The organism is Rhodocaloribacter litoris (genome assembly GCF_011682235.2).
Classification (GTDB): domain Bacteria; phylum Bacteroidota; class Rhodothermia; order Rhodothermales; family ISCAR-4553; genus Rhodocaloribacter; species Rhodocaloribacter litoris.
Genome location: NZ_CP076718.1, coordinates 3,198,398 through 3,219,952, shown reverse-complemented (window position 1 = coordinate 3,219,952; position 21,555 = coordinate 3,198,398). Strand labels below are relative to the sequence as shown.

Sequence of the window (21,555 nt, the reverse complement as noted above, 5' to 3'; positions counted from 1 at the left end):
TCATGCCCCGAGCATCGGCAGGTCGACGCCGCGCGTGCGGGCCGTCTCGATGGCTTCCTCGTAGCCCGCGTCGGCGTGGCGCATGACGCCCGTGCCGGGGTCGGCCGTGAGCACCCGTTCGAGGCGCCGGTCCCCGCGCTCGGTACCATCGGCCACGCACACCATCCCGGCGTGGATCGAGTAGCCGATGCCGACGCCGCCGCCGTGGTGGATCGACACCCACGAGGCCCCGCAGGCGGTGTTGAGCAGCGCGTTGAGCAGAGGCCAGTCCGCGATGGCGTCGGAGCCGTCCCGCATCCCCTCCGTCTCGCGGTTGGGCGAGGCGACGGAGCCGCTGTCGAGGTGGTCGCGCCCGATGACGATCGGCGCCTCGACCCGGCCCTTGCGGACGAGCCAGTTGAACTTGAGCCCCATCTCGGCCCGCTCGCCGTATTCGAGCCAGCAGATGCGGGCGGGCAGCCCCTGGAAGTGCACCTTCTCGCGGGCCTGGCGGATCCACCGGGCCAGCGCCTCTTTCCCGGGAAACGTCTCCAGGACCGCCTCGTCGGTGACGGCGATGTCGCGGGGGTTGCCGGAGAGGGCGGCCCAGCGGAACGGCCCGGCACCCCGGCAGAAGAGGGGGCGGATGAAGGCCGGCACGAAGCCGGGGATCTTGAACGCCTCGGCCAGTTTCCGGTGGTCGGCCACCTGCCCGCGCAGGTTATTGCCGTAGTCGAACGCGACGGCGCCGGCCTGCTGGAGCTCGAGCATGGCCTCCACGTGTACGACCATGCTGTCGAGCACGGCGTTCTCGTAGCCTTCGGGATCCTTCTCGCGGAAAGCGGCGGCCGCCTCGAGGTCGTAGCCGCGGGGGATGTAGCCCACGCGGAGGTCGTGCGCCGACGTCTGGTCCGTGAGCACGTCCGGCACGATGCCGCGGCGGACCAGCTCGGGCAGCACGTCGGCGATGTTGCCCAGCAGGCCCACCGAGAGGGCTTCGCGGTTGCGTTTCGCCGCCAGCACCAGGTCGAGGGCCTCATCCAGGTCGGTGGCCATGCGGTCGAGGTAGCCGGTTTCGAGGCGGCGCCGGATGCGGTGGGGGTCCACCTCGACGCCCAGGAAGGCGGCGCCGTTCATGGTGGCGGCCAGCGGCTGCGCCCCGCCCATGCCGCCGAGGCCGGCCGTCACGACGAGGCGACCCTCCAGGCTGCCGCCGAAGTGCTGCCGGGCGCACTCGGCGAACGTCTCGTAGGTGCCCTGCAGGATGCCCTGCGTGCCGATGTAGATCCACGAGCCGGCGGTCATCTGGCCGTACATGGTCAGGCTCAGGGCCTCGAGGCGGCGGAACTCGTCCCAGGTGGCCCAGCGCGGCACCAGGTGCGCGTTGGCGATGAGCACGCGGGGGGCCTCCTCGTGCGTGCGGAAGACGCCGACGGGCTTGCCGCTCTGCACGAGCAGCGTCTCGTCGTTGCCCAGCCGCCGGAGCGTCTCGACGATCTTGTGGTAGCAGGCCCAGTTGCGGGCGGCCTTGCCGCTGCCGCCGTAGACGATCAGCTCGTCCGGCTTCTCGGCCACGTCGGGGTCGAGGTTGTTCATCAGCATCCGCATGGCGGCCTCCTGGTGCCAGCCCCGGCAGTGGAGGGTCGTGCCCGTGGGGGCCTTGATCGGGGTGTGGGTCGTCGTGCTCATCATCGCTCCATGCTCACGGGATTCATCGGGAAGACAAACAACCAACGCCGGAAGCGCTTCGAAGATCGGAGCCACCACAGCCCCGCAGAAAGGAACGGTTCAGGGGGCCGTCTTGCCGTGCTTGAACACCTGCCCGCCGCGCATGACGAAGCGCACGTCTTCGAGCACGCGCACGTCGTCGAGCGGGTTGCCGGGCACGGCGATCAGGTCGGCCAGCAGGCCCGGCGCGATGCGGCCGCGGTCGTCGACGCCGAGCAGGTCGGCGGCGTGGATCGTGGCCGCCTGGATCGCCGCCAGCGGCGTCATGCCCAGCGCGACGAGCACGGCGAACTCCTTCGCGTTGTCGCCGTGGGGGTAGACGGCCGCGTCGGTCCCGAAGGCGATCCGGACGCCGGCGGCGATGGCGCGGCGGAGGCTCTCGCGGGCCAGCGGCAGCACGTATTCGGCCTTGGCGCGGATGTGGGGCGGCAGCGCGTCCAGGTCGATGGCGTCGGCCAGGTAGGTGGTCGGGACCAGGTAGGTGCCGCGGGCCTTCATCTCGGCGATGATCTCGTCGGTGAGCATGGAGCCGTGCTCGATGGAGGCCACGCCGGCGCGCACCGCCGCCAGGATGCCCTCGCTGCCGTGGGCGTGCGCGGCCACCTTCAGGCCGTGGCGGGCGGCTTCCTCCACCATCACGCGCAGCTCCTCGTCGCTGTACTGCTGGGCGCCCACCGGCCCCTCGTGCGAGAGCACCCCGGCCGTGGCGCACGTCTTGATGACCTTCGCGCCGTGTTTGATCTGATAGCGGACGGCCTTGAGCACCTCGTCCGGGCCGTCGGCCACGCCCTGCTCCGGCCCGCCCTCCAGGATGCCGGGGGCGTAGCCCGTCACGTCGCAGTGGCCGCCGGTGATGCCCAGGGCATGCCCGGCGGGGAAGATCCACGGCCCGGCGACGTCGCCGCGCTCGACGGCGCGCATGAGCGCCACGTCCGCGAAGCCCGGGGCCCCCACGTCGCGCACGGTGGTGAAGCCGGCCAGGAGCGTCGTGCGGGCGTTCTTCGCCCCGCGCAGCGCCGCGTCGGCGGCCGTCTCGCGCACCGGGCGGTGGACCCAGTCGCCCGAGAGGTCGCCCGTCAGGTGCGTGTGCATGTCGATCAGGCCGGGCAGGAGCGTCACGTCGCCCAGGTCGAGCACCGCCGCCCCCTCGGGCAGCGCCGGCGGGTTGACGGCGCTGATGCGCGCGCCCTCGACGACGACCACCGCCGGGGCCACGATCCGCCCCGTCTCGACGTCGAGCATCCGGGCGGCCCGGAGCGCCGCAGGCTGCGCCCACACCGGCAGCACGGCGGCCAGGATCAACGTACAGGCAACGGAGAAACGCAAGGCAAAGGACGGCATGGCTTCACGATCGGGTCGGGTGGTTGCTCAGAAAAGACGGGCACCGTTCGGGACGGGACGCTCGGGGATGGCCAGCACCACGGCGCCGTTCGCATCGGGAAAGCCCGTCACCAGGCACTCCGACATGAACGGGCCGATCTGCTTCGGCGGAAAGTTGACCACGGCCACCACCTGCCGGCCCAGCAAGTCTTCGGGCGCATACAGGTCGGTGATCTGCGCACTCGAACGCCGGCGCCCGATCGGCTCGCCGAAATCCAGCGTCAGCTTGTAGGCCGGCTTGCGGGCCTCGGGGAACGCCTCGACGGCCACGATCGTCCCGACGCGCAGTTCGACCTTCTGAAAGTCGTCCCAGGTGATCGGCTCCATCTTCCTCCTTCTTTTCCCCCCCAAGGTAATACACCGGCGTTTGCCTGCCAAAAAAGTGTGGAGGGGTGGAGGAAGGAGGATGACGACTCCATGGCCCGGTGGCTTCTTCGTGTCGTCGCGGCAGCCGGAGCGGAGGCGTGAGGCGTCTGCCGGCGGGGTGGGGGAAAGGGCGGCGTCGGGTTACCCGGCCTGCGCCTTCCCGCACCGGATCTTTGCCGGGGCACGGAGGGTATGCCCTTGCAGATCCGGGATCGACCTGCTATGTTGCGCCCGGCCCGTTTCACCGAACGTCGTCCCCGCTCCCATGCCCGAACAGAGGTACCTCGTCACCGCCCGGAAGTATCGCCCGCAACGCTTCTCCGAGGTCGTCGCGCAGGAGCACGTCACCGAGACGCTGAAGAACGCGCTGCGGATGGACCGGCTCGCGCACGCTTATCTGTTCAGCGGGCCGCGCGGGGTGGGCAAGACAACGGCGGCCCGCATCCTGGCCAAAGCCATCAACTGCACGACGCCGCCCGCGGAACGCGACGACGCCGCCGAACCCTGCCGCCGCTGCGAGGCGTGCCTGTCGTTCGAGGCCGGCCGCAGCCTGAACATCATCGAGCTCGACGCCGCCTCGAACAACAGCGTCAACGACATCCGGGAGTTGCAGGAAACCATCCGCATCCCGCCGCAGGGTGCCCGCAAGAAGGTGTACATCATCGACGAGGTGCACATGCTCTCGCAGGCAGCCTTCAACGCCTTTCTGAAAACCCTCGAAGAGCCGCCGCCCTACGCCCTGTTCATCTTCGCCACCACCGAGCCGCACAAGGTGCTGCCGACGATCCTCTCACGCTGCCAGCGGTTCGACTTCCGCCGCATCGCCGTCAGCGAGATCATCGCGCAGCTCCGGCACATCTGCCGCGAGGAAGCCATTACGGCGGATGAGGCCTCCCTCATGCTGATTGCCCGCAAGGGCGACGGCGCCCTCCGCGACGCCCTCTCCGTCTTCGACCAGGCCGTCTCCCTCTGCGGCACCGACCTCCGGCACGACGAACTGACCCGCGCCCTCGGCGTCGTCAGCACCGACCTCTTCTTCGAGGTGACGCGGAACGTCGTCGCCCGCGACGGCGGCGGCATGCTCCGCCTGGTCGACCGGATCGTCCGCGCCGGCTACGACCTGCAGGAGTTCGTCGACGGGTTGACGGAACACCTGCGCAACCTGCTCGTCGCCCGCACCATGCCGGATACGACGCTCATCGAAGCCGTCGAGGCCACCCGCCAGGCATACGCCACGCACAGCCGCGACTTCACCGAGACCGACCTGCTGCGCCTGCTCCTGATCGCCACCGAGACGGAAGACGCCCTCAAAACGAGCCGCCAGCCACGCCTCCGCCTGGAGACGGCCCTGCTGAAAATGGCCGCCCTCACCCGGAGCACCGACCTCCGGACCGCCCTCGCCCGCCTCGACCACCTCGAACAAATGCTCGCCGCGGGCAGGCTTCCCGCAGACCTGCCCGCAGCCGCCGGGCCGGATACCGGAACCGCGGAACACCGGAACGTGCAACGCCCGGCCCCGGCGAAACCCGAACGGCCCGGCACCGCACGCGACGCCCGGACGCCGGAAACCGGCACGCCGGAGGAACGAAACGACGCGCGTGAAGAAACGGAGACCGCGAAACCGGAAGCGGAAGAAGAGGAGCCCGCCGGCGTCGCCCCCCCCCACAGCCCACAGCCCGACCCCCGAACGCCGTCCCCCGAAGCCCCCTCCTCCCAGCCCGACACCGACCTCTACCCCACCCTGTTCGGCCCGCCGGCGCTGAAGAAACGAACCTCCCGCGGGGACGGGTCCGGACCGCAGGGAAGCGTCGACGTGGCCGTGGCCGAGGCCCCCGCCGCCCCGGCACCGGGCACCGACGACACCCCCATGCTGCGCCGGATCGAAGGCGCCTGGACCGCCTACGTGCAGGCCGTCAAGAAGGCCCGCATCCACGTGGGGGCGCTGCTCCAGCACACCGCCCCCCTCGACGTGCGCCACGGCACGGTCCTCGTCGCCGTGCCGGACGACTTCCACCAGCGGCTCCTCGGCAGCCAGCACGACTTCCTCCTGAAACAGTTGCGCACCACCACCCGCGAGGAAATCGCCCGGCTGCAGTTCGTCATCCGCCCCGAGGTGAAACCGGCCGCCGACGAGGACACCGGCGACGCCTTCGACGCCCGGGCCTACTTCCAGCACAAACGGGCCGAAAATCCCGTTCTACAGGCTATTTTCGAACAATTCGGCGGCGAGATCGTCTGGTAAGCTCCCCGCCGTGTGACGACCGGAGAACGACCCCATGGAAGGATTGAACATGGCCGACATGTTCGGCAAGATCATGGAGATGCAGCAGAAGATGGCCGAGGCGCAGGAGGCGCTCGCCCGGAAGACCGTCACCGCCGAGGCGGGTGGCGGGATGGTGCGCGTCACCGCCAACGGCCAGCAGCGCATCACCGGCCTCGAGCTCGAGCCGGGCGTCATCGACCCGAACGACCCCGAACTGCTCGCCGACCTCATCATCGCGGGCGTCAACAAGGCGCTCGACGAGGCCGCCGCGATGGCCCGGCAGGAGCTGCAAAAAGCCGCCGGGGGCTTCCTCCCCCCGGGGATGGACCTGAGCCAGCTGGGCCTTTAAACCCGGTGACACATCGATGTCACCCGGCGGTGGTAGGTTTGCCGGAGACCGTACCGACTGAACTTTTTTCCACACGATGCAATTCACTTCGGAATCCGTGGAGGCGCTGGTGGAGCAGTTCACGAAACTGCCGACCATCGGGCGGAAGACGGCGCAGCGGCTGGCGGCCTACGTGCTGAAGATGCCGCGCGAGGAGGTCGTCGAGCTGGCGAAGGCGCTCGTGGCCGTCAAGGACCGGGTGCGGGCGTGCTCGGTCTGCTTCAACGTGACGGACGACGACCCCTGCCCGATCTGCCGCTCTCCCCGGCGCGACCACGGCCTCATCTGCGTGGTCGAGGAATCGAACGATGTGGTGGCGCTCGAGCGCACGAACGAGTACCACGGCGTCTACCACGTCCTCGGCGGCGTCATCTCCCCGCTCGACGGCGTCGGGCCGGACGACCTGCGCATCCGGGAGCTGGTGGCCCGCGTGGACCCGTCCTTCGCCACGACGGCCGCCGGCGGGGACGGCCTGCCCGCCCCCGGCACCGTTCGCGAACCCGGTCCGGCCGCCGAGCCACGCCCGCCCGTGCGCGAGGTCATCCTCGCCATGAACCCGAACGTCGAGGGCGACACGACGGCCTACTACATCTCGCAACTGCTCAAGCCCTTCGGCGTGCGCGTCACCCGCATCGCGCGGGGCCTGCCCATCGGCGGCGACCTCGAGTACGCCGACGAGGCCACCCTCTCCCGCGCCCTCGAAGGCCGCATCGCCGTGTGACCCCCGCCGCCAACGCCCGGATCAAAGCGGGTGCAACCTCATCGTGAAGTTGCCGGTTTGAGGAAAAAACAAGCCCCGTTCATCCCCATGATCCGCAAGCAGCTTTATATCACCGAACAGCAGGAGCACGCGCTCAAACGCCGGGCGAAAGCGCTTGGCGTCTCCGAAGCCGAGCTCATCCGCCGGGCCCTCGATGCGATGCTGCGCGACCAGCCCGGAGAGCCCCTGCCCCGTCGCGATGCGCTCCATGGCCTGCTCGAATACACCCGTCGCCTCGCCGAAACCCATCGCACACCGGCCGGCTTTCGCTTCGACCGTGAAGCCCTCTACGCCGAGCGCGAGGAGCAACTGCGTCCCGGCACGCGACGCTGAGGGGCCATGTTGCGCTACCTGCTCGACACCAACCTGCTCCTCTATTGCTTCGACGCTTCCACGCCGAGCAAGCAACAGCGCGCCTTTGACGTGCTCGCCCATGTTGGGGCGACCCAGAGCGCAGCCTTACCGGCCGTCGGAGTTTTGCAGCGTAGCCCTGCGCAAGCTGACCCCTCCGCTCTCGCCGGACGAGGCGTACCGGCACGTCGAGCTTTACGCGCAGGTTTTCCCGATCTTTCCCCTCACGCCCGCCGTCATCCTGGAAGCTGTTCGCGGCGTGCGGGACCACGGTTTCTCCTATTACGACGCACAGATCTGGGCAACGGCCCGGCTGAACCAGATCCCTGTCGTGCTGAGCGAGGACTTCCCGACCGGCGCCACCATCGAAGGCGTGCAGTTCCTGAATCCGCTGGAATCTACGTTCGATCTCGGCGCACGCTGACCCGGCTCCTGATCTGAATCGTTTGCCCTATGCTCTCCCGTCGCGGTGCGTTCTGGCTGCTCGTCCCCGTCCTGGCGATCCTGCTGGGCTACGTGGTCTACCCCAGCCTGCGGATGTTCGCCACAGGCATGACGTGGGACAACTACGCGGCCCTCTTCTCGTCGTGGCGCTCGGCCAACGTGCGGGCGCTCTACACGTCGGTGTGGATCTCGCTGACGACGGTGCTGGGGGCCGGGGTGCTGGGCACCACGCTGGCCTACCTGTTCTTCCGGTTCGACTTCCCGCTGCGGCGCACGCTGATGGCGCTGGCGGCCCTCCCGCTGGCGCTGCCCCCGCTGGTGGGGGTGCTGGCCTTCCTGTTCCTCTACGGCGAGAGCGGCATCCTGCCCCGCAGCCTCCAGGCGCTGCTCGGCCTCGACGCCGTGCCGTTCCGGTTCGAGGGGCTGTGGGCCGTCTGGCTGGTGCACGTCTACTCGCTCTACGTCTACTTCTACCTGTTCGTCATGGCCGCGCTGCGCGGGGTGGACCGGAGCCTGCTGGAGGCCGCCGCGGACCTGGGGGCCCCGCCCCACCTGACCTTCCGGCGGGTGGTGCTGCCGCTGTTGCGGCCGGCCCTCGTGAGCGCCGCCCTGCTCGTCTTCATGGTGTCCATGGCCTCGTTCACCGCCCCGCTGCTCTTTGCCGGCACGGACAACTTCCTCACGCTCCAGATCTACAACTACAAGACCAACGGCGACCTGGCCCTCTCGGCGGCCGTCTCCACGGTGCTGACGCTGATCTGCCTGGCGTTCCTGCTGCTGATCGAGCTGGGGCCGCGGCGGCCGGGCACGGGGGCGGCCAAGGGGGCCGCCCCGCCGCCGGTGCCGGTCCGCAGCGGGTGGGCGCGGGCGCTGGCCCTGGGCGGGGCGCTGGCCCTGCTGCTGTTCCTCCTGCTGCCCATCGCCACCATCGTGCTGCTGTCCTTCGCGCAGGAAGGGAGCTGGACCTACCAGATCCTCCCGGCCCGCTACACGCTGGCCAACTACGTGGACCTGCTGGCCGACCCGGACGTGTTCCAGCCCATCCGCAACAGCCTGCGCATGGCCGCGCTGGCCACGGCGGCGAACGTGGTCTTCGGCGTGGCGGCGGCGCTGCTGATCGCCAAGAGCCGGCTGCCCGGCCGCACCTTTCTCCGCCTGCTGACGGCCCTGCCCTTCGCCATCCCCGGCACGGTCATCGCCGTCAACCTGATCGTGACGTTCAACACCCCCTCACCGCTCGGCTTCGGGCGCATCCTGGTGGGCACCTTCTGGATCCTGCCGCTGGCCTACTTCATCCGCCACATCCCCTTCGTGGTGCGCGCCACCGTGGCCGCCCTCGAGGGCTACGACGACCGCCTCTCCGAGGCCTCGGCCGACCTGGGCGCGGGCTTCCTCACCACGTTCCGGCGTGTGGTGCTGCCCGTCATCGGCCCGGGCATCCTGGCCGGCACGCTGCTGACGTTCGTGGCGGCCCTGGGCGAGTTCGTCTCCTCCATCATGCTCTACATCTTCGAGAACCGGCCCATCAGCGTCGAGATCCTGGCGCAACTCCGGCTCTACGACTTCGGCGCGGCCGCCGCCTACGCCGTCTTCCTGATGCTGCTCATCGGCCTCTCCACCCTCGTGGTGCACCGCCTGGGCGCCCGCGACGCCGCCGGGGCGCTCTGAACCCGCTCACCCGCGCTGGAGCTTGCGGTACTCGTGTTGGCGTGGGGCCGGTCGGCGTCGTGGCCGAGGCGCAAGGGCCAGGCGATCGCGTCCGCAGCAGGGCTGGCCGTGGGTCGCCTGCATCCGCTCGTCAGGCAGAGCTGCGTGCGGTCACCGGCATGCGACTCCAGGCCAGCACATCGAGAGCGCGTGCGAAATGTACCAGAGGCGGCTGGGGCGGCAGCTCRATGCCGGCGGCTTCTGCCATCGTGTTCTGCTCCACACGGGCCTGTGCCCGCTGCAGGGGCCAGGGCTGGTGGTGGACGTCCACGAAGAACACCGCTCCGCTCCGTGCCTGGGCGAACAGGCAGTAGCGCTCCACCAGCCAGTGCTCCAGTGTGCCGGGCGCGGCCTCGTACACGTCCCCTGTTGCCCGATACTGGACCTGAAGCTCGGCGGGCGGTGCCTGAGAATGCGTGCGGTGGCTCGTGTACCTGATCCCCTCACCTTCCCTCTGGAGCCGGATGTCGGCGTCGAAGTAGGGGAGGTTGTAGACGCACCGTGCTGCGCGCACCGCGAGACGGCTCGTGGCATCCAAGCTGAAGAACCAGACGCCGGTGCGCTCGGGTGTACACACGTAGGTGCGCACGTTGAGCTCAGGAAAGGCATGGGTGGTCGGAATGGGGGGGCTGTAGCGGTAGCGCACGGCCTCCATGCGGAAGGGCACGATGCCGAGCCATGCCTGAGCCTCAAAGGTGTCCAGTTCGAGCGGGGCCGGGATGAAGGGCCGGAGCATCTGGGGCGGGAGCGGCCAGTGCAGAAAGGCGAGATCGCACCAGCGCATCTGCATCCTCCAGCGCGCATGCGGCAGCGGCCACGGTCGGTGCGAGGTCTGTGCCAGGAGATCCGACGTGTTCACGGCAACCGGGGCAAAGGTGGTCTGCCTAACGACTTGGCGCTCACCGGCCCAGGGCCTGCGGGCACCATGTTTCAAGTTCAGAAAAACCTTCAGCGGTAGCAACTATGGTCGTAGAAACGCCGACCGGCTTTGGGTCCGCGTGCAGCGCCGGGTTATGCGCCGTCCTACTTCAGCAATATGAGCCTCTCTGTCTTCGTCTGCCCCGCTGCTTCGATGCGGTACAGGTAGACCCCGCTCGGCAGTTCGGAAGCCACAAAACGCACTCGGTGTTGTCCCGCCTGTTGCACCTCATCCACCAGCATCGCCACCTGACGCCCCAACATGTCGAAGACTCTGAGCCGTACCCGTCCTTCCTGTGGCAAAGCGTAGTGAATCGTTACCTCTGGGTTGAACGGGTTCGGATAAGCCCCTGACTGAAGTCCTACAGATTCCTGTTTTACTTCAGACTGATCGTTACCGAGCTTGGCAATAGCTGGATTGGTTTCAGAAGCCTCTTCGGCAAGGGCAAGGACTTGCCTCATCCGGGCAGCGTTGGCTTCGTCTTTCAGCACGTCTTCATAGGCCCACAGCATAGCCTGCGCTACTACGCTCGTGGCCCCTTCATCGAGTCGCCCGCTTTGTAGCACGGCCTCCCCCAGCAGGATAGCTTCCTGCGTTCGCCCCAGGTAGAGCAGATCTCCCACAGCGAACACCTGAGCGAGGTAGGCCAGCGGGTTACCTCGCTCACTTGCGGTGCGCAGCAAGACCTCCGCCGAAGCGGCACGACCCCGCTCGGCCCGTCGCTCCAGGATCTCTCTCACAAAGCGACCCTTCGAAGATGGCGATTTTGTAGAGGTGCCTGCCTCGCCTGTAGTCGTCTCCGCCATCGGAGCAGATGCGGATTGCACCAGGGCCGGTTGCCCGGCTTCTACTTCGGCGAGGCCCAGGGCTTCGCTAGTACCGGGTCGCACATGGGCGGTGGCAAACATCGCTGTATTCGGGTTCGAGTTCAGGTACGGCGTGTAGTCGAGCGTTGAGGTACCGGAGATGTGAAAGTCGGACGTGCTCGGCGGGGACTCTCCCCACCAGTGCTGCTCGGCTCGCACATCCGACCCGTTGGTCAGATACATGTCCTTCCCTGTGTTGGCGTAGATTGAATTGTAGCCGGCATAGCCATCAGGCAAGACCACCGAGGGGGCAATGCCGAGAGTCAATGACGATGCGTTGGCGTAGACGAGATACATGCAAGTTTTGTGTACGAGGAATCAGGCGGCGATCCTGTCGGGGTGAATCCCGTCGATGTATCTGATGCCGGCCAGCACGTCGGCCAACAAGGGTGAGCCGTTCAACCGACGCCACGTCTTCTCGGCACACTGGCCCAAGCGGAAGACCATTGGACGCGCGACGCGTCCGTCAGTACGGTCTCGCGGGAGAAGCAGCCCCGTACCTTGGCCGTGCGCAGCCGCACCGTGGCGAAGGTCGACTCAATCGGGTTGGTCGTGCGCAGGTGCCGCCAGTGCTCGGCCGGGAAGTCGTAGAAGGCCAGGAGCTGCTCTCGGTCCCTGGCCAGGCAGTCGGCCGCCTTCGGGTACTTGGCCTGGTAGGCTTCGATGAAAAAGTCGAAGGCCTCCTCGGCCGCTTCCCGCGACTCGGCCAGGTATATGTTGTGCAGCCGCTGCTTCGCCTTCGGCTGCTGTGACTTCGGCAGGTAGCCCAGCACGTTGGCCGTCTTGTGCACCCAGCACCGCTGCTGACGGGTCGAGCCGTAGACCTCGTAGAGCGCTTTCCAGAAGCCGAGGGCCCCGTCGCCCACGGCCAGCTTCGGAGCTACCTTCAATCCACGACGCTTCAGATCCAGCAGCATCTCACGCCACGACTGCGCCGACTCGCGGTAGCCGTCCTCAATGGCGATGAGCTCCTTGCGGCCGTCCTTCGTCGCGCCGATGATCACCAGGATGCACTGCGCTTCCTGGTCCATGCGCACGTTGAAGTAGACGCCGTCGGCCCAGACGTAAACGTACTCCTTCTGTGAGAGGTCGCGTTGCCTCCAGGCCTCGTACTCCTGCTTCCAGGCTGCCTTCAGGCGAGAGATCGTCGGCTGACTCAGCCCAGGTGCATCCGTGCCCAAGAGCGCTGCCAGCGCCTCTGAGAAGTCGCCGGTCGAGACGCCCTTGAGATACAACCACGGGATGAGTGCTTCCAGCGAGCGCGTCTTGCGCATGTACTTCGGCAGGATTGAGGAGGTGAAGCGGATTTTCTGCTGGGCCGTCTTGGCACGGTCTCGAACCCGAGGCACCTTGACCGTGACCTCCCCGATGCCGGTCTGGACCGAGCGCTCAGGCAGGTAGCCGTTGCGGACCACGCGGCGACGTCCGGCCTCGTCCTTCAGGTGTGCGACGCTCTCGAGCATCAGGTCCAGTTCGGCATGAATGGCTTCTTCGATCAGCTTGCGTGCTCCCCGGCGCAGCAGTTCGGTGAGCGGGTCGTCGACCAGCGCGTTTGAAGAAGCCTGATGACTTTGAAGCGGGTGAACGTTATCATGTCTCATGGGTGGCGTATCCCTCCTTGCGTTGAGGATGATGATCTGGACAATCATCAGGATACGCCGCCTTTTTCATTGATGCCCGTACACAACTTCCGAATGTAACTCGTGCCTGACCGCCTGCTCCACCTGGAGCGAGGAAGTCATGCGCCATATCGGGCAGCATGTCACTCGTGTGCCAGGCGAGCCACTTGTCGTTACACGTGTCGTTGAACGTGTCGTCCTTGAACCTGACAAAAACGATGAGTGCTCTGAACTGACCAGAGGTCGGCACCTCAGCCTGCGAACTCAGCATGGCTTGCATCTGGCTCTGCGTCCACTGGATATTTCCATGGGCACAGGACGTCTCCTGGCCCAAGACGCTCAAGGGAAAGGCAATTCCTATCAGCATGAGCAAGAAAACACCGCGTAACGACGCAGGAAACCGCTGTTTCAGTGTGGTATAAGTCACTCTATCTGTTGGAGTTGGGTAATGAGTTAGAAAAAGGCCGTTCTTGAAATGGAGCATCCACGGATTATGCCAGATGTGAAAGCACGTCCTCGGATCTACCGGGTGACAACGACACTGCTTTTTGCTACAGGGTGACCCTCGACGAAAAGCTCGGCGAAATACACGCCGGTAGTTACAGCCTCAGCGTTCCATTCAATCGTGTGATTGCCTATCGGTAGGTAAACATCCTGTAGGGGCATGGCGACAAGCTGACCCAGCACGTTGTAAACTCGTATGGAGGCACGGCCAGACTGAGCTAGCACCAGAGCAAAATGGGTCAGAGCGTACGACGGATTCGGGTATGCCGACAGGCTAAATGTCTCTTTGGGAAGCGATGGCGATTCGAGACTTACCCGGATGTCGAAGAGCGAATCGAGTGGAGTGCCGTACTCTTGCCCACCGATCCGGGCATAGGTCAGCGTTGTACTCACGCTAGGTTCTCCCCCGCTGTGTAGGAGTCCTATTCCATAGCCATATTCCTGTGTTTCTCTAGCCTGAGGTAGAATGAAGACGAATTCCTTCACGGCCGCCAGAGTAGAGGATTCGCCCGACGGAAACGTGAACGTGGTGTCGTAGGCTCCTTGCACGATAATCCCATCCGGCCTGTTGGCGTGCGTATAACAGGTGTTGAAGTCTCGGAAGAATTGAATTTCGCTTTCAGTTTTTCCTGCCTCGGGGGTCCAGCTAGACAGGACCCCATTAATGACGGCTCGATAGTAATAGGACGTGTCTGTCTCTGTGATAATCGTGGTGTTTTCAGCGTCGAATGAAATCACTTTGAGCTTATAGAACAGATCTTCATCAATAAGCGTGTCGGCTACAACTTCTTGTCTAAGCTCGACTTTGTCCAATTGACGCAAACGGGGAGGCCACCGTAAGCTGATCATCTCTTCGCCCAAAGGGATGACCGGTGCCTACGATGCCTCCCGCGTTTACTGCTTTCATGATAGCCTTCCGGCCGCTGTTCTCCAAGTCCGTCTTTCAGCACGCTCAGGTGCTCGTGGCCGGGGCGATCCTCGCACCGGGTCGCCGTACAGTGGCCAGTGCCCTGCGCGTGATGGGGCTGAGTGCGCTCACCACATTCCAGAACTATCACCGCGTGCTCAATCGGGCCACGTGGTCGGCCCGCCGGGCGGCCCAGATCCTGCTGACCATGCTCATCGAGACCTTCCATGATCGTGCAGACGAGGGGCCGCTGGTCTTTGGCATCGACGAGACCATCGAACGCCGGCGCGGGGTCAAGATCAACGCCAAGGGCATCTACCGCGACCCGGTACGTTCGAGCCGAGGCCACTTCGTCAAGGCCAGCGGGCTGCGCTGGCTCTCGTTGATGTACCTGCCGCGCATCCCCTGGGCTGAGCGGGTCTGGGCGCTGCCGTTTCTGACGGTGCTCTGTCCCAGCGAACGCTATCATACCGAAGCTGGAAAGCAGCATAAGAAGCTGACCGATTGGGCGCGGCAGATGCTGTTGCAACTGAAGCGCTGGCTGCCCGCCCGGCCAATCGTTGTCACCGCGGACAGCAGTTTTTCGGCGATTGAGTTTCTGGCCGCTGTAGGCGAGCACGTCACCGTCGTGACGCGCCTGCGACTCGACGCGGCCCTCTACGAGCCGGCTCCGCCGCGCAAGCCCGGTCAGGTGGGACGGCCCCGGAAGAAGGGCCGACGCTTGCCTTCGCTGCACGAGATCCTCTCGGACGAAAAGACCGCGTGGCGACGCTTCCAGGTGAGCCAGTGGTATGGAAGAGAAGCCTACGAGGTGGACGTGGCTACCGGATGCGCCCTCTGGTACCACAGCGGCCTGCCGGTCGTACCGCTGCGGTGGGTCCTCGTGCGCGATCCGGCCGGACGCCTTGAGCCGAAAGGGTTTCTGTGCACGGATCAACAGGCGTGCGCCGTAGACATACTTACGTGGTTCGTTCGGCGCTGGTCGGTAGAGGTGACCTTCGAGGAAGTGCGTCGCCACCTCGGGTTTGAGACGCAGCGTCAGTGGTCCGATCCGGCGATCCTGCGCACGACGCCCTGTCTGTTGGGGCTCTTCTCGCTGGTTGCCTTGATGGCCGATCGCCTGCATGCCGAGGGGGAGTTGACCGTGGCTCGGAGCGCATGGTACGACAAACCCCATCCGACCTTCAGTGACGCGCTGGCCGGCGTACGGATGGTGCTCTGGCGAGCTATGGATTTTCCGATGTCGCATGAGCGAACCGAAATGTTGAAAATCCCAAGGCCCTTGTTTGAGCGGCTAACCAGCACGTTGGCCTATGCCGCATAAGGACAAAGTCGAGCTAAGTAGATAGTCGATAAAGGGTCCACTCCTGTTCACATACTCATGAACAATATTGATTTCCAGCGGATAATAGCCCTTCGGATTGAGCGTGTCGGCGATAGCATCGCTTTCGGTGAATGGGCAATCCTGTGCCTGTGCTGATGCAAACAGGAATAGGCCAACGAACAGCAGGGTGAGATGCGAAACGTGGGCAGAGCGGTCCGTCATGGCAGTGATCGATTCGAATGATGGGTACGGCATCACAGCATACAAAGCTTCCGTTCTTAATTTCAGGCGCATAACGTCTTGGCGATCAGCGGCAAAGGGCTGCGAAGCAACGCCCTGCAAGTACGACCCCTACGATGCTACGGAGCACATCGTACAGGTGATTGCTGACGTGCCCTGTGTCCGCTGAATTGCCGGGTTATGCGCCGCTCTACTTCTGCAAGAGCATCCGCCCTGTTACGATCTGCCCCGACGCTTCCAGCCGATATACGTACAGCCCACTGGCCAAATCAGCACCCTCAAACTGGATCTCTTGCGATCCCGCCTGCTGCATCCCATCGACGAGCGTGGCCACCTCGCGCCCTAACACGTCATACACCTTGAGCACCACCGGCCCTGCCTGGGCTAGTGCTGTGTCAAGTTATAATTGACGGGTATAGCCGCTTCAACTTCACCCGCGCATCCGCCGTCGTGAACTGCCAGTCTACACCCCGCTGCTTTGCGTTGCGCGCCTCGTACCAGGCGGCGATCTCGCCCTCTAACTGCGATGCATTGCCGATGCGGCGACAGAGACCCTGACGAACCAGCACCGAAAGCTCGATCTCGGCCATGTTCAACCACGAACCATGCACCGGCGTCGAGACTATCTCCAACTTGCGCACGATGCGCCGGGCGCGCTCGGCGTCGAAGACCTCGTAGAGCGCCGAGGCGGTGTGCGCGGAGAGGTTGTCCTGAACCAGCGTGATCGTCTCGGCGTCTGGATAGAGGTCTTCGACGAGGTGGGCCACCACACGAGCCCAGGTCAAACGGTCCTGACGCTCCTTGACGAGCACCTTCCGGAAGCCGCCCAGGGGCTCGCAGAGCATATAGAGCGTGCGGGTCCCTTCGCGTTTGTACTCGTAATCCACGTGCCGCACCCCGTCGGCACGCGTGAAGGGCTGTCGCACCTCGCTGATGAGTTGCTTGCGCGCTTCGTCGAGGCACACAACCGGTCGGAGCGGGTCGTAGGGCCGGGCGTAGACATCGAGCACTTGCTCCATCTGGCAGACGAAGGCGGCATCGGCCTGAGGAATTACCCACGACTTAACGCGCCAGGGCTTGAGTTCGTTTTTTTAAGCAACTGCCGCACGCTCTCATGCGAGATCGATTCGACGTAACCGAGTTCGATCATACGGTCAGCCAGAAGGCGGAGCGACCACCGGGCAAAGCCTTCCGGCGGCTCTGAACAGCGCAGGGCCACCAGATGAGCCTCGACCTGCCCGTCGAAGATCTTCTCTTTAACCGGTTCGCGTTTTTTGCCGTAGAGAGCCACCTCGAAGCCTTCTTCGACGAAGCGCCGACGTAAGCGCTCGACGGTTCGGACACTGACGTTGTAGCTTTCGGCGATGCGTTCATCGGTCCAGGCCGGTGCGCCCTGGCTCTGGTCTGCTTTGAGCAGCATGAAGGCTCGTTTGACCGGCGGGACACCTTTTGAACGCCGCTCAATGAGGTCATCGAGGTGCTGGCGTTCACTGTCATTGAGCGTGACGCAGTATTTTTTGGCCATGGCAGGAAGTGGCTTCAGGAGTGAGCGACTGTTGAAGCTACTATCCTACCCGGCAGATGATCCTTGACGCAGCACTAGCTCGTATCGAATCGTCGTCGCCGGATTGAATGGGTTCGGGTAGACGGCCACCTCCACGCCCGCCTCCGGCGATCCTTGTTTGGCAGGGGCCTCGGGTGGCCCCTCCGCAAAGTGCACGCCTGCCACCTCGGCCAACCGTTCACGCGCCAGGGCCAACTCGTAGGCCTCTGCCTCCCGCGTCGGCTCCATCCGCTCCAATACCTGCGACGCATCTGTGTAGTGCCCAGCCTCCAAATGCATCTGGAACATTTGCCACTGCCCGTAGAAAGCCTGCCACGTCCCGGGGTACTCTTGCTCCAGCGCCGTCGCCAACGCGAGAGCGGCGGCTTCCTCGCTCCGTGCTCGGTGGTAGCCAATGAGCACCCCCAGCACCGTCGCCCGGTGCGTGTGCCCGGCACTCACCTGGCCGCTCAGGTACGAGGCCAGCGCCGCGTCGCCTCGCTGACGCGCCAGACGCCCCAACTCAACCAGTGCCACGCCTGCCTCCTGCGATGAGGGAGCCGCTTCTACAATCGCCTTGAACAGCCGGGCGGCCGCCGCATACTGCCCCTCGACGGCCTTCCACTTGGCCGCCAGAAGCTGCCCCTGGAGATCTTCTGCTGCGCTCGAAGCATCGGACGAAACCACCTGCTGCATCTTCGAAGCTCCCGAGGCCGGACACGATCCACCGGTCAGGTAGGGTGTGTAGTCCACGATGCCCGTTTCGTCCGTATCGACATAGGGTGCGCCGCCGCCCCACCAGTTGTTCTCAGCGTAGATCACGCCGCCGTCCATTGCAAAGGCGTCGTAGGAGGTGTTGTTGTAGATGCAATTGGTCCCCGAGCCAGTCCAGATCGTCGCGGCGGTCTCGGCCCATAGGCCCTGCCAGAAGCCGTGGATCTTGTTGTGACCGGCGGCACTGCCTGAGGAACTGAGATAAGGATCGGCGTAGACGGAGGTGATGACGGCGGTACTGGCCTGGCTGGTGTTGGTGATGGTGTTGTTGTAGACGTTGCCGCCTGCGTCGTAGAAGCGCAGGCCGTAGCTGCCGCTGGTGATGGTATTGTGGTGGATGGAGGGTGAGCTACTGCTTCCGCTGACGGAGATGCCGATGGTGTTGCTGCTGATGGTGGAGTAGGAGAGGGTGGGCGAGGCGCTGGAGATCTGGACGGCGGCGTAGCCGCTCGTAGCCTGAAGGGTGCTGCCGTCGATGGTGCCCGTGGACCCGCTGTTGAAGACGATTCCACTCCAGGCGCTGCCGCTGGCGGTGAAGGTAGTGTTGTCAGCATTGAGCGTGCCGTAAACATAGATCCGCTTCCCAGAGGCCAGCTTCACCGTCGCATTTTTCAGACTCCACGTTTGTCCTGAGGAGATTGTGAGATTTGTACTCGCTGTCAGTTCCGATAAGACATCCTGAAGTTTGTTGACTGTTTCGGAAAGCGCCCGCGAATATTGCTCGTTTGTGAAATGAGTCATGCAGGAGGGGAGCGTATAAGCCATGATATTTCCAATGTCAGGATTGAACCCTGATGGTCCAATGTACTGACACGAAGTGTTTACTCTACCTGAGAGGCAAGGATCAGCCGGGGTATCGCAAACCAGATCTCCACATTCACAACAGTTTGATCCATCTACCGCCTCCTGGCAATTAGCAAAGTCCCCGCAACCTCGCCCACTGTGCGTATGAAAAAGCCCCAGCGCATGACCCATTTCATGTGAAAGCACACTTGTTCCAGCATACTGTCCATCCAAGACCAAAGCCTTTCCAGGAATCCCGGAAGCTCGACCCCCATAATTGCCAACAGGGAGCAGGTAGATGTCAACCGCGTCATCGTGAGGATTTTGACCAATCAAGCCGGTGAACTTGGAATTATCGAAATTGTAGTAGTAATCGCTTCTGACCTCTCCTGAACCGATTTGGTCAAAGGTTATCCCTGCGGATTGAAAATCCGATTCCATTTTGTTTATGGCGTTGGTGACCTGCGAGGAAGTAAGCCCACCCGTTCCATCTGTTCGGCGTACCACATGAACAAAAATTCTCACCTTATATGATACATTGGTAGGGGTGTATGGATACGAACACGAGCTTCCTGAACCATATTTAGCAGCGCTCCCCGAAGTTTCAGTGTAGCAGGTCCATGTTTGTGCATCCGCAATCTTTGCACTAAGAAGCAAAATGCAGATCATTAAACTCACCGCGAAGAGGCGCGATTGACGGACCTCATGCAGGTATTCCATTGAGCAGTTGGTTAGAAAAGTCATGGTTACACCTCACGGAGATTTAAGTGCATAGGTTGAAGACAGGCGAGCCCATCTCAGTACCCAGGATCGTCCGTACGCGGTCTTCGCCATGTGAGCAGGATTTCCTCATTGCTCACCAATACTTTGTATTCTAACTGTTCTCCTGTAAGTCTGACCAGTTCGTGCGCTATAAGAGGCTTCCCGGGTGCTTCCTGCAAAAGAAGGCTGTCTTCCGTAACTTCAAACTTTAAAGAGTCACCGGACGACTTCCACTCACCCTCGAAATAGTCAAATACCGAACGCGTATAATATCCGCTCTGGTTAAAGATTAGTCGCTCCCATGGCTCGTTTAATTCCGGTTTCTCTGGTTCACGTACCCAATGGCCGTATATCACACTTCCACTGTGATCATCCGCAGAAAGAAGACAGCCCGAGAGGCAGGTTACTATGAAAGCCGTCAAAAAGACCTTTTGTAAAGTGTCATAAATGTTTTTCATCTCGTATTACCTCCCCACTGGCTTAGGATTGGAAAACTTACCCCTGTAGGCGCCTAACAGAATGCGGCTCAGCGGCGCAGGGCAGCAAAGCCGGTCGAACGAGGCAGTGTAAGTGGCGCAGGTAGAACGAAGCAAGACCGTGAAGCCCTGCGTCCGCCTGCAGCCGCGGGTTATACGGCTCTGTGCTAGAGAAAGCTAGAGAAAGTGAATGAGCAACCGTATCTGACTGTTGGTTAGGTCTCGAATGTAGCTTGCGAGCCAGCGAGCAGCCTCTTCATCAAAGTGCGACTCGCTGAACCCGTTTCGAGCTTTGTCCACCGTGTACGATACGTGGTTGATCATGCTGAGCGCCTCATCCGGGTATGAGTCCAGCGTCGTGCGGAGATGCTTCTGAATGGCTCGGGAAAGCTTGATGATCTCATCCTGGCGCGCTTGCTCTGGAATGTGCTTTCTGACAAACGCCTTGTAGAACCCTTCAAGGCAAGTGTAACAGAGCGTGACTGCCCTATTGAACTCGCGCTCAGCGATGCTCGCGTCGATCTGCCCGAGATACTTCTTGAGTCGATCAGAATTCCACGCCTCCGCTGGGACAGTTGCAGTTGGTCCGGGATCACCACCAGCTAGCATGGCCCGGACGTCGCTGGCTACCCGCTGGTCACAATAGGCGACCTCATCCAGAATTGAGTTCAGTAAACGCACCCGGTTGCCCTCGCTCAACCCCATGAGGATGTCGTAGAAGAAGTCGCGGCGGCTCGTGCTGTTTCCGCTCGCCTGTCGGTCGTTCAGATACTGCTTATAGTTCGGGAAGTAAGGGTCCAGCTCGCGGACCTTGTCGATGAAACGAGGACCTGAGAAGTAGCAGCCGTCCGGCTCGCGCTTGTCGATGATCTCGAAGACGCGATTATACGCGCCGACCCAATTCACTTTCATCGTTTGGAGAGCCGTATAACGGCTTGCGCTTCACCTGCGCCGCGAAGCGCAGCGGAGCGGCGTCAGGTGCAAGCGCTTGTTAGGCACCGTTGCTCACCCGTTTAAGAACTCGTCCCAATCGACACCCCAAGACAGGGAATCAACCGGTGGAATGGGCGGGATGGGCGGAACAGGGTTGATGGGTGGAATGGGTGGTATCGGAGGTACAGGAGGGATCTGTGTGATCGGGAGGAGGGGACCTCCTGATGCGCCCTGAATGAACGCCACAGCTCCACCTGACCTGTCCCTGAAGAATCCATTCCGAAAGCGGCCCAGATATTGGCCGCCCATCGCATAGACTGCGTCGCCCTTGACAAAACCGCGATATCGGTTCGACCGATCAAGGATGCGGCCCTCGTGGAGCCAACCGACGACAGCTCCTGTGCGATCGAATATGGGTTCCATCTTGCCTCTCCGTGCGCCTAACCTATTATTAACCCGCCATGGGCCGTGTTACAACGCGCCCCGTGGCCATGTATTACCCGCCCGCCATCCCGGCAAAACATCCTACAATCAAGCAC

The 21,555-nt window shown here is 63.6% G+C and carries 21 protein-coding genes and 1 pseudogene; 7 read left to right on the top strand and 15 right to left on the bottom strand.

Translation table 11 applies throughout. The annotated features are described in order from the left end of the window. The 3 genes from hutU to GQ464_RS13400 form a co-directional block, all read right to left on the bottom strand. Entirely contained in the window at positions 1 to 1,668 is a 1,668-nt protein-coding gene (hutU, locus tag GQ464_RS13410; RefSeq protein WP_166978116.1) for a urocanate hydratase, read from the bottom strand. Between the two features lie 99 nt (positions 1,669 to 1,767). Continuing rightward, positions 1,768 to 2,949, bottom strand: a complete 1,182-nt coding sequence (locus tag GQ464_RS13405) for a metal-dependent hydrolase family protein (protein ID WP_272493475.1) — start codon at positions 2,947 to 2,949, stop codon at positions 1,768 to 1,770. Between the two features lie 126 nt (positions 2,950 to 3,075). Continuing rightward, positions 3,076 to 3,414 (bottom strand): tRNA-binding protein, encoded by a 339-nt coding sequence (locus tag GQ464_RS13400; protein ID WP_166978100.1) that lies wholly within the window; start codon positions 3,412 to 3,414, stop codon positions 3,076 to 3,078. A 304-nt stretch (positions 3,415 to 3,718) separates the two neighbouring features. Between GQ464_RS13400 and dnaX the strand changes: the two genes are divergently transcribed. From dnaX to GQ464_RS13370, 6 genes are all read left to right on the top strand, one after another. Then, positions 3,719 to 5,695 (top strand): DNA polymerase III subunit gamma/tau, encoded by a 1,977-nt coding sequence (gene dnaX / locus GQ464_RS13395; RefSeq protein WP_228350294.1) that lies wholly within the window; start codon positions 3,719 to 3,721, stop codon positions 5,693 to 5,695. Positions 5,696 to 5,729: 34 nt separating this feature from the next. Then, entirely contained in the window at positions 5,730 to 6,065 is a 336-nt protein-coding gene (locus tag GQ464_RS13390) for a YbaB/EbfC family nucleoid-associated protein (protein WP_166978102.1), read from the top strand. 76 nt (positions 6,066 to 6,141) lie between these two features. Further along, positions 6,142 to 6,825: a recombination mediator RecR gene (gene recR, locus GQ464_RS13385; protein WP_166978104.1), complete on the top strand. Its 684-nt coding sequence runs from the start codon at positions 6,142 to 6,144 to the stop codon at positions 6,823 to 6,825. Positions 6,826 to 6,912: 87 nt separating this feature from the next. After that, positions 6,913 to 7,197 (top strand): DNA-binding protein, encoded by a 285-nt coding sequence (locus GQ464_RS13380; protein WP_166978106.1) that lies wholly within the window; start codon positions 6,913 to 6,915, stop codon positions 7,195 to 7,197. Positions 7,198 to 7,297: 100 nt separating this feature from the next. Further along, the gene (locus GQ464_RS13375) at positions 7,298 to 7,639 is read left to right on the top strand and encodes a PIN domain-containing protein (RefSeq protein ID WP_228350293.1); all 342 of its coding nucleotides are present in this window, start codon (positions 7,298 to 7,300) and stop codon (positions 7,637 to 7,639) included. 29 nt (positions 7,640 to 7,668) lie between these two features. Next, positions 7,669 to 9,327 carry an ABC transporter permease gene (locus GQ464_RS13370; protein WP_228350292.1) on the top strand — a complete coding sequence of 553 codons (1,659 nt, stop codon included), beginning with the start codon at positions 7,669 to 7,671 and terminating at the stop codon, positions 9,325 to 9,327. A 130-nt stretch (positions 9,328 to 9,457) separates the two neighbouring features. On the opposite strand, the gene GQ464_RS13365 is transcribed toward GQ464_RS13370, so the two are convergent. The 5 genes and pseudogenes from GQ464_RS13365 to GQ464_RS13345 all read right to left on the bottom strand — a co-directional run bounded on the left by GQ464_RS13365 (position 9,458) and on the right by GQ464_RS13345 (position 14,135). Next, positions 9,458 to 10,150 (bottom strand): YqjF family protein, encoded by a 693-nt coding sequence (locus GQ464_RS13365; protein ID WP_228350291.1) that lies wholly within the window; start codon positions 10,148 to 10,150, stop codon positions 9,458 to 9,460. Between the two features lie 239 nt (positions 10,151 to 10,389). After that, the gene (locus GQ464_RS13360; protein ID WP_166981983.1) at positions 10,390 to 11,448 is read right to left on the bottom strand and encodes a T9SS type A sorting domain-containing protein; all 1,059 of its coding nucleotides are present in this window, start codon (positions 11,446 to 11,448) and stop codon (positions 10,390 to 10,392) included. A gap of 21 nt (positions 11,449 to 11,469) precedes the next feature. Continuing rightward, positions 11,470 to 12,752, bottom strand: a pseudogene (locus GQ464_RS13355) (IS256 family transposase). After that, a complete protein-coding gene (locus GQ464_RS13350; RefSeq protein WP_166981978.1) occupies positions 12,742 to 13,254 on the bottom strand; it encodes a hypothetical protein in 513 nt (170 codons plus the stop codon). The pseudogene GQ464_RS13355 and the gene GQ464_RS13350 overlap by 11 nt, the downstream one beginning before the upstream one ends. Before the next feature lie 38 nt (positions 13,255 to 13,292). Then, entirely contained in the window at positions 13,293 to 14,135 is an 843-nt protein-coding gene (locus GQ464_RS13345; RefSeq protein WP_166981981.1) for a T9SS type A sorting domain-containing protein, read from the bottom strand. Positions 14,136 to 14,155: 20 nt separating this feature from the next. On the opposite strand from GQ464_RS13345, the gene GQ464_RS13340 reads away from it, so the two are divergent. Continuing rightward, complete coding sequence (locus GQ464_RS13340) at positions 14,156 to 15,505, top strand: IS701 family transposase (RefSeq protein ID WP_166982011.1); 1,350 nt, start codon at positions 14,156 to 14,158, stop codon at positions 15,503 to 15,505. On the opposite strand, the gene GQ464_RS13335 is transcribed toward GQ464_RS13340, so the two are convergent. From GQ464_RS13335 to GQ464_RS19240, 7 genes are all read right to left on the bottom strand, one after another. Continuing rightward, entirely contained in the window at positions 15,476 to 15,799 is a 324-nt protein-coding gene (locus GQ464_RS13335) for a hypothetical protein (RefSeq protein WP_166982058.1), read from the bottom strand. The two genes, GQ464_RS13340 and GQ464_RS13335, sit on opposite strands and share 30 nt — an antisense overlap. 136 nt (positions 15,800 to 15,935) lie before the next feature. After that, positions 15,936 to 16,115, bottom strand: coding sequence for a T9SS type A sorting domain-containing protein (locus GQ464_RS19245; protein ID WP_423816158.1), 180 nt, complete (start codon positions 16,113 to 16,115; stop codon positions 15,936 to 15,938). A 25-nt stretch (positions 16,116 to 16,140) separates the two neighbouring features. Further along, positions 16,141 to 17,270 (bottom strand): IS630 family transposase gene (locus GQ464_RS13330; RefSeq protein ID WP_228350172.1). Its coding sequence is split into 2 segments (ribosomal slippage): positions 16,141 to 16,838 and positions 16,838 to 17,270, totalling 1,131 coding nucleotides; the frame shifts between segments, so codons are not numbered across the junction. A gap of 45 nt (positions 17,271 to 17,315) precedes the next feature. Next, positions 17,316 to 19,589 (bottom strand): right-handed parallel beta-helix repeat-containing protein, encoded by a 2,274-nt coding sequence (locus tag GQ464_RS13325; RefSeq protein ID WP_228350289.1) that lies wholly within the window; start codon positions 19,587 to 19,589, stop codon positions 17,316 to 17,318. A gap of 53 nt (positions 19,590 to 19,642) precedes the next feature. Continuing rightward, entirely contained in the window at positions 19,643 to 20,065 is a 423-nt protein-coding gene (locus tag GQ464_RS13320; RefSeq protein WP_166978199.1) for a hypothetical protein, read from the bottom strand. Between the two features lie 195 nt (positions 20,066 to 20,260). Then, a complete protein-coding gene (locus tag GQ464_RS13315; protein WP_166978201.1) occupies positions 20,261 to 20,995 on the bottom strand; it encodes a hypothetical protein in 735 nt (244 codons plus the stop codon). Between the two features lie 93 nt (positions 20,996 to 21,088). Then, on the bottom strand, positions 21,089 to 21,439 hold the full coding sequence (locus GQ464_RS19240; protein WP_423816156.1) for a 4-fold beta flower protein: 351 nt from the start codon (positions 21,437 to 21,439) through the stop codon (positions 21,089 to 21,091). Positions 21,440 to 21,555: the final 116 nt, after the last annotated feature.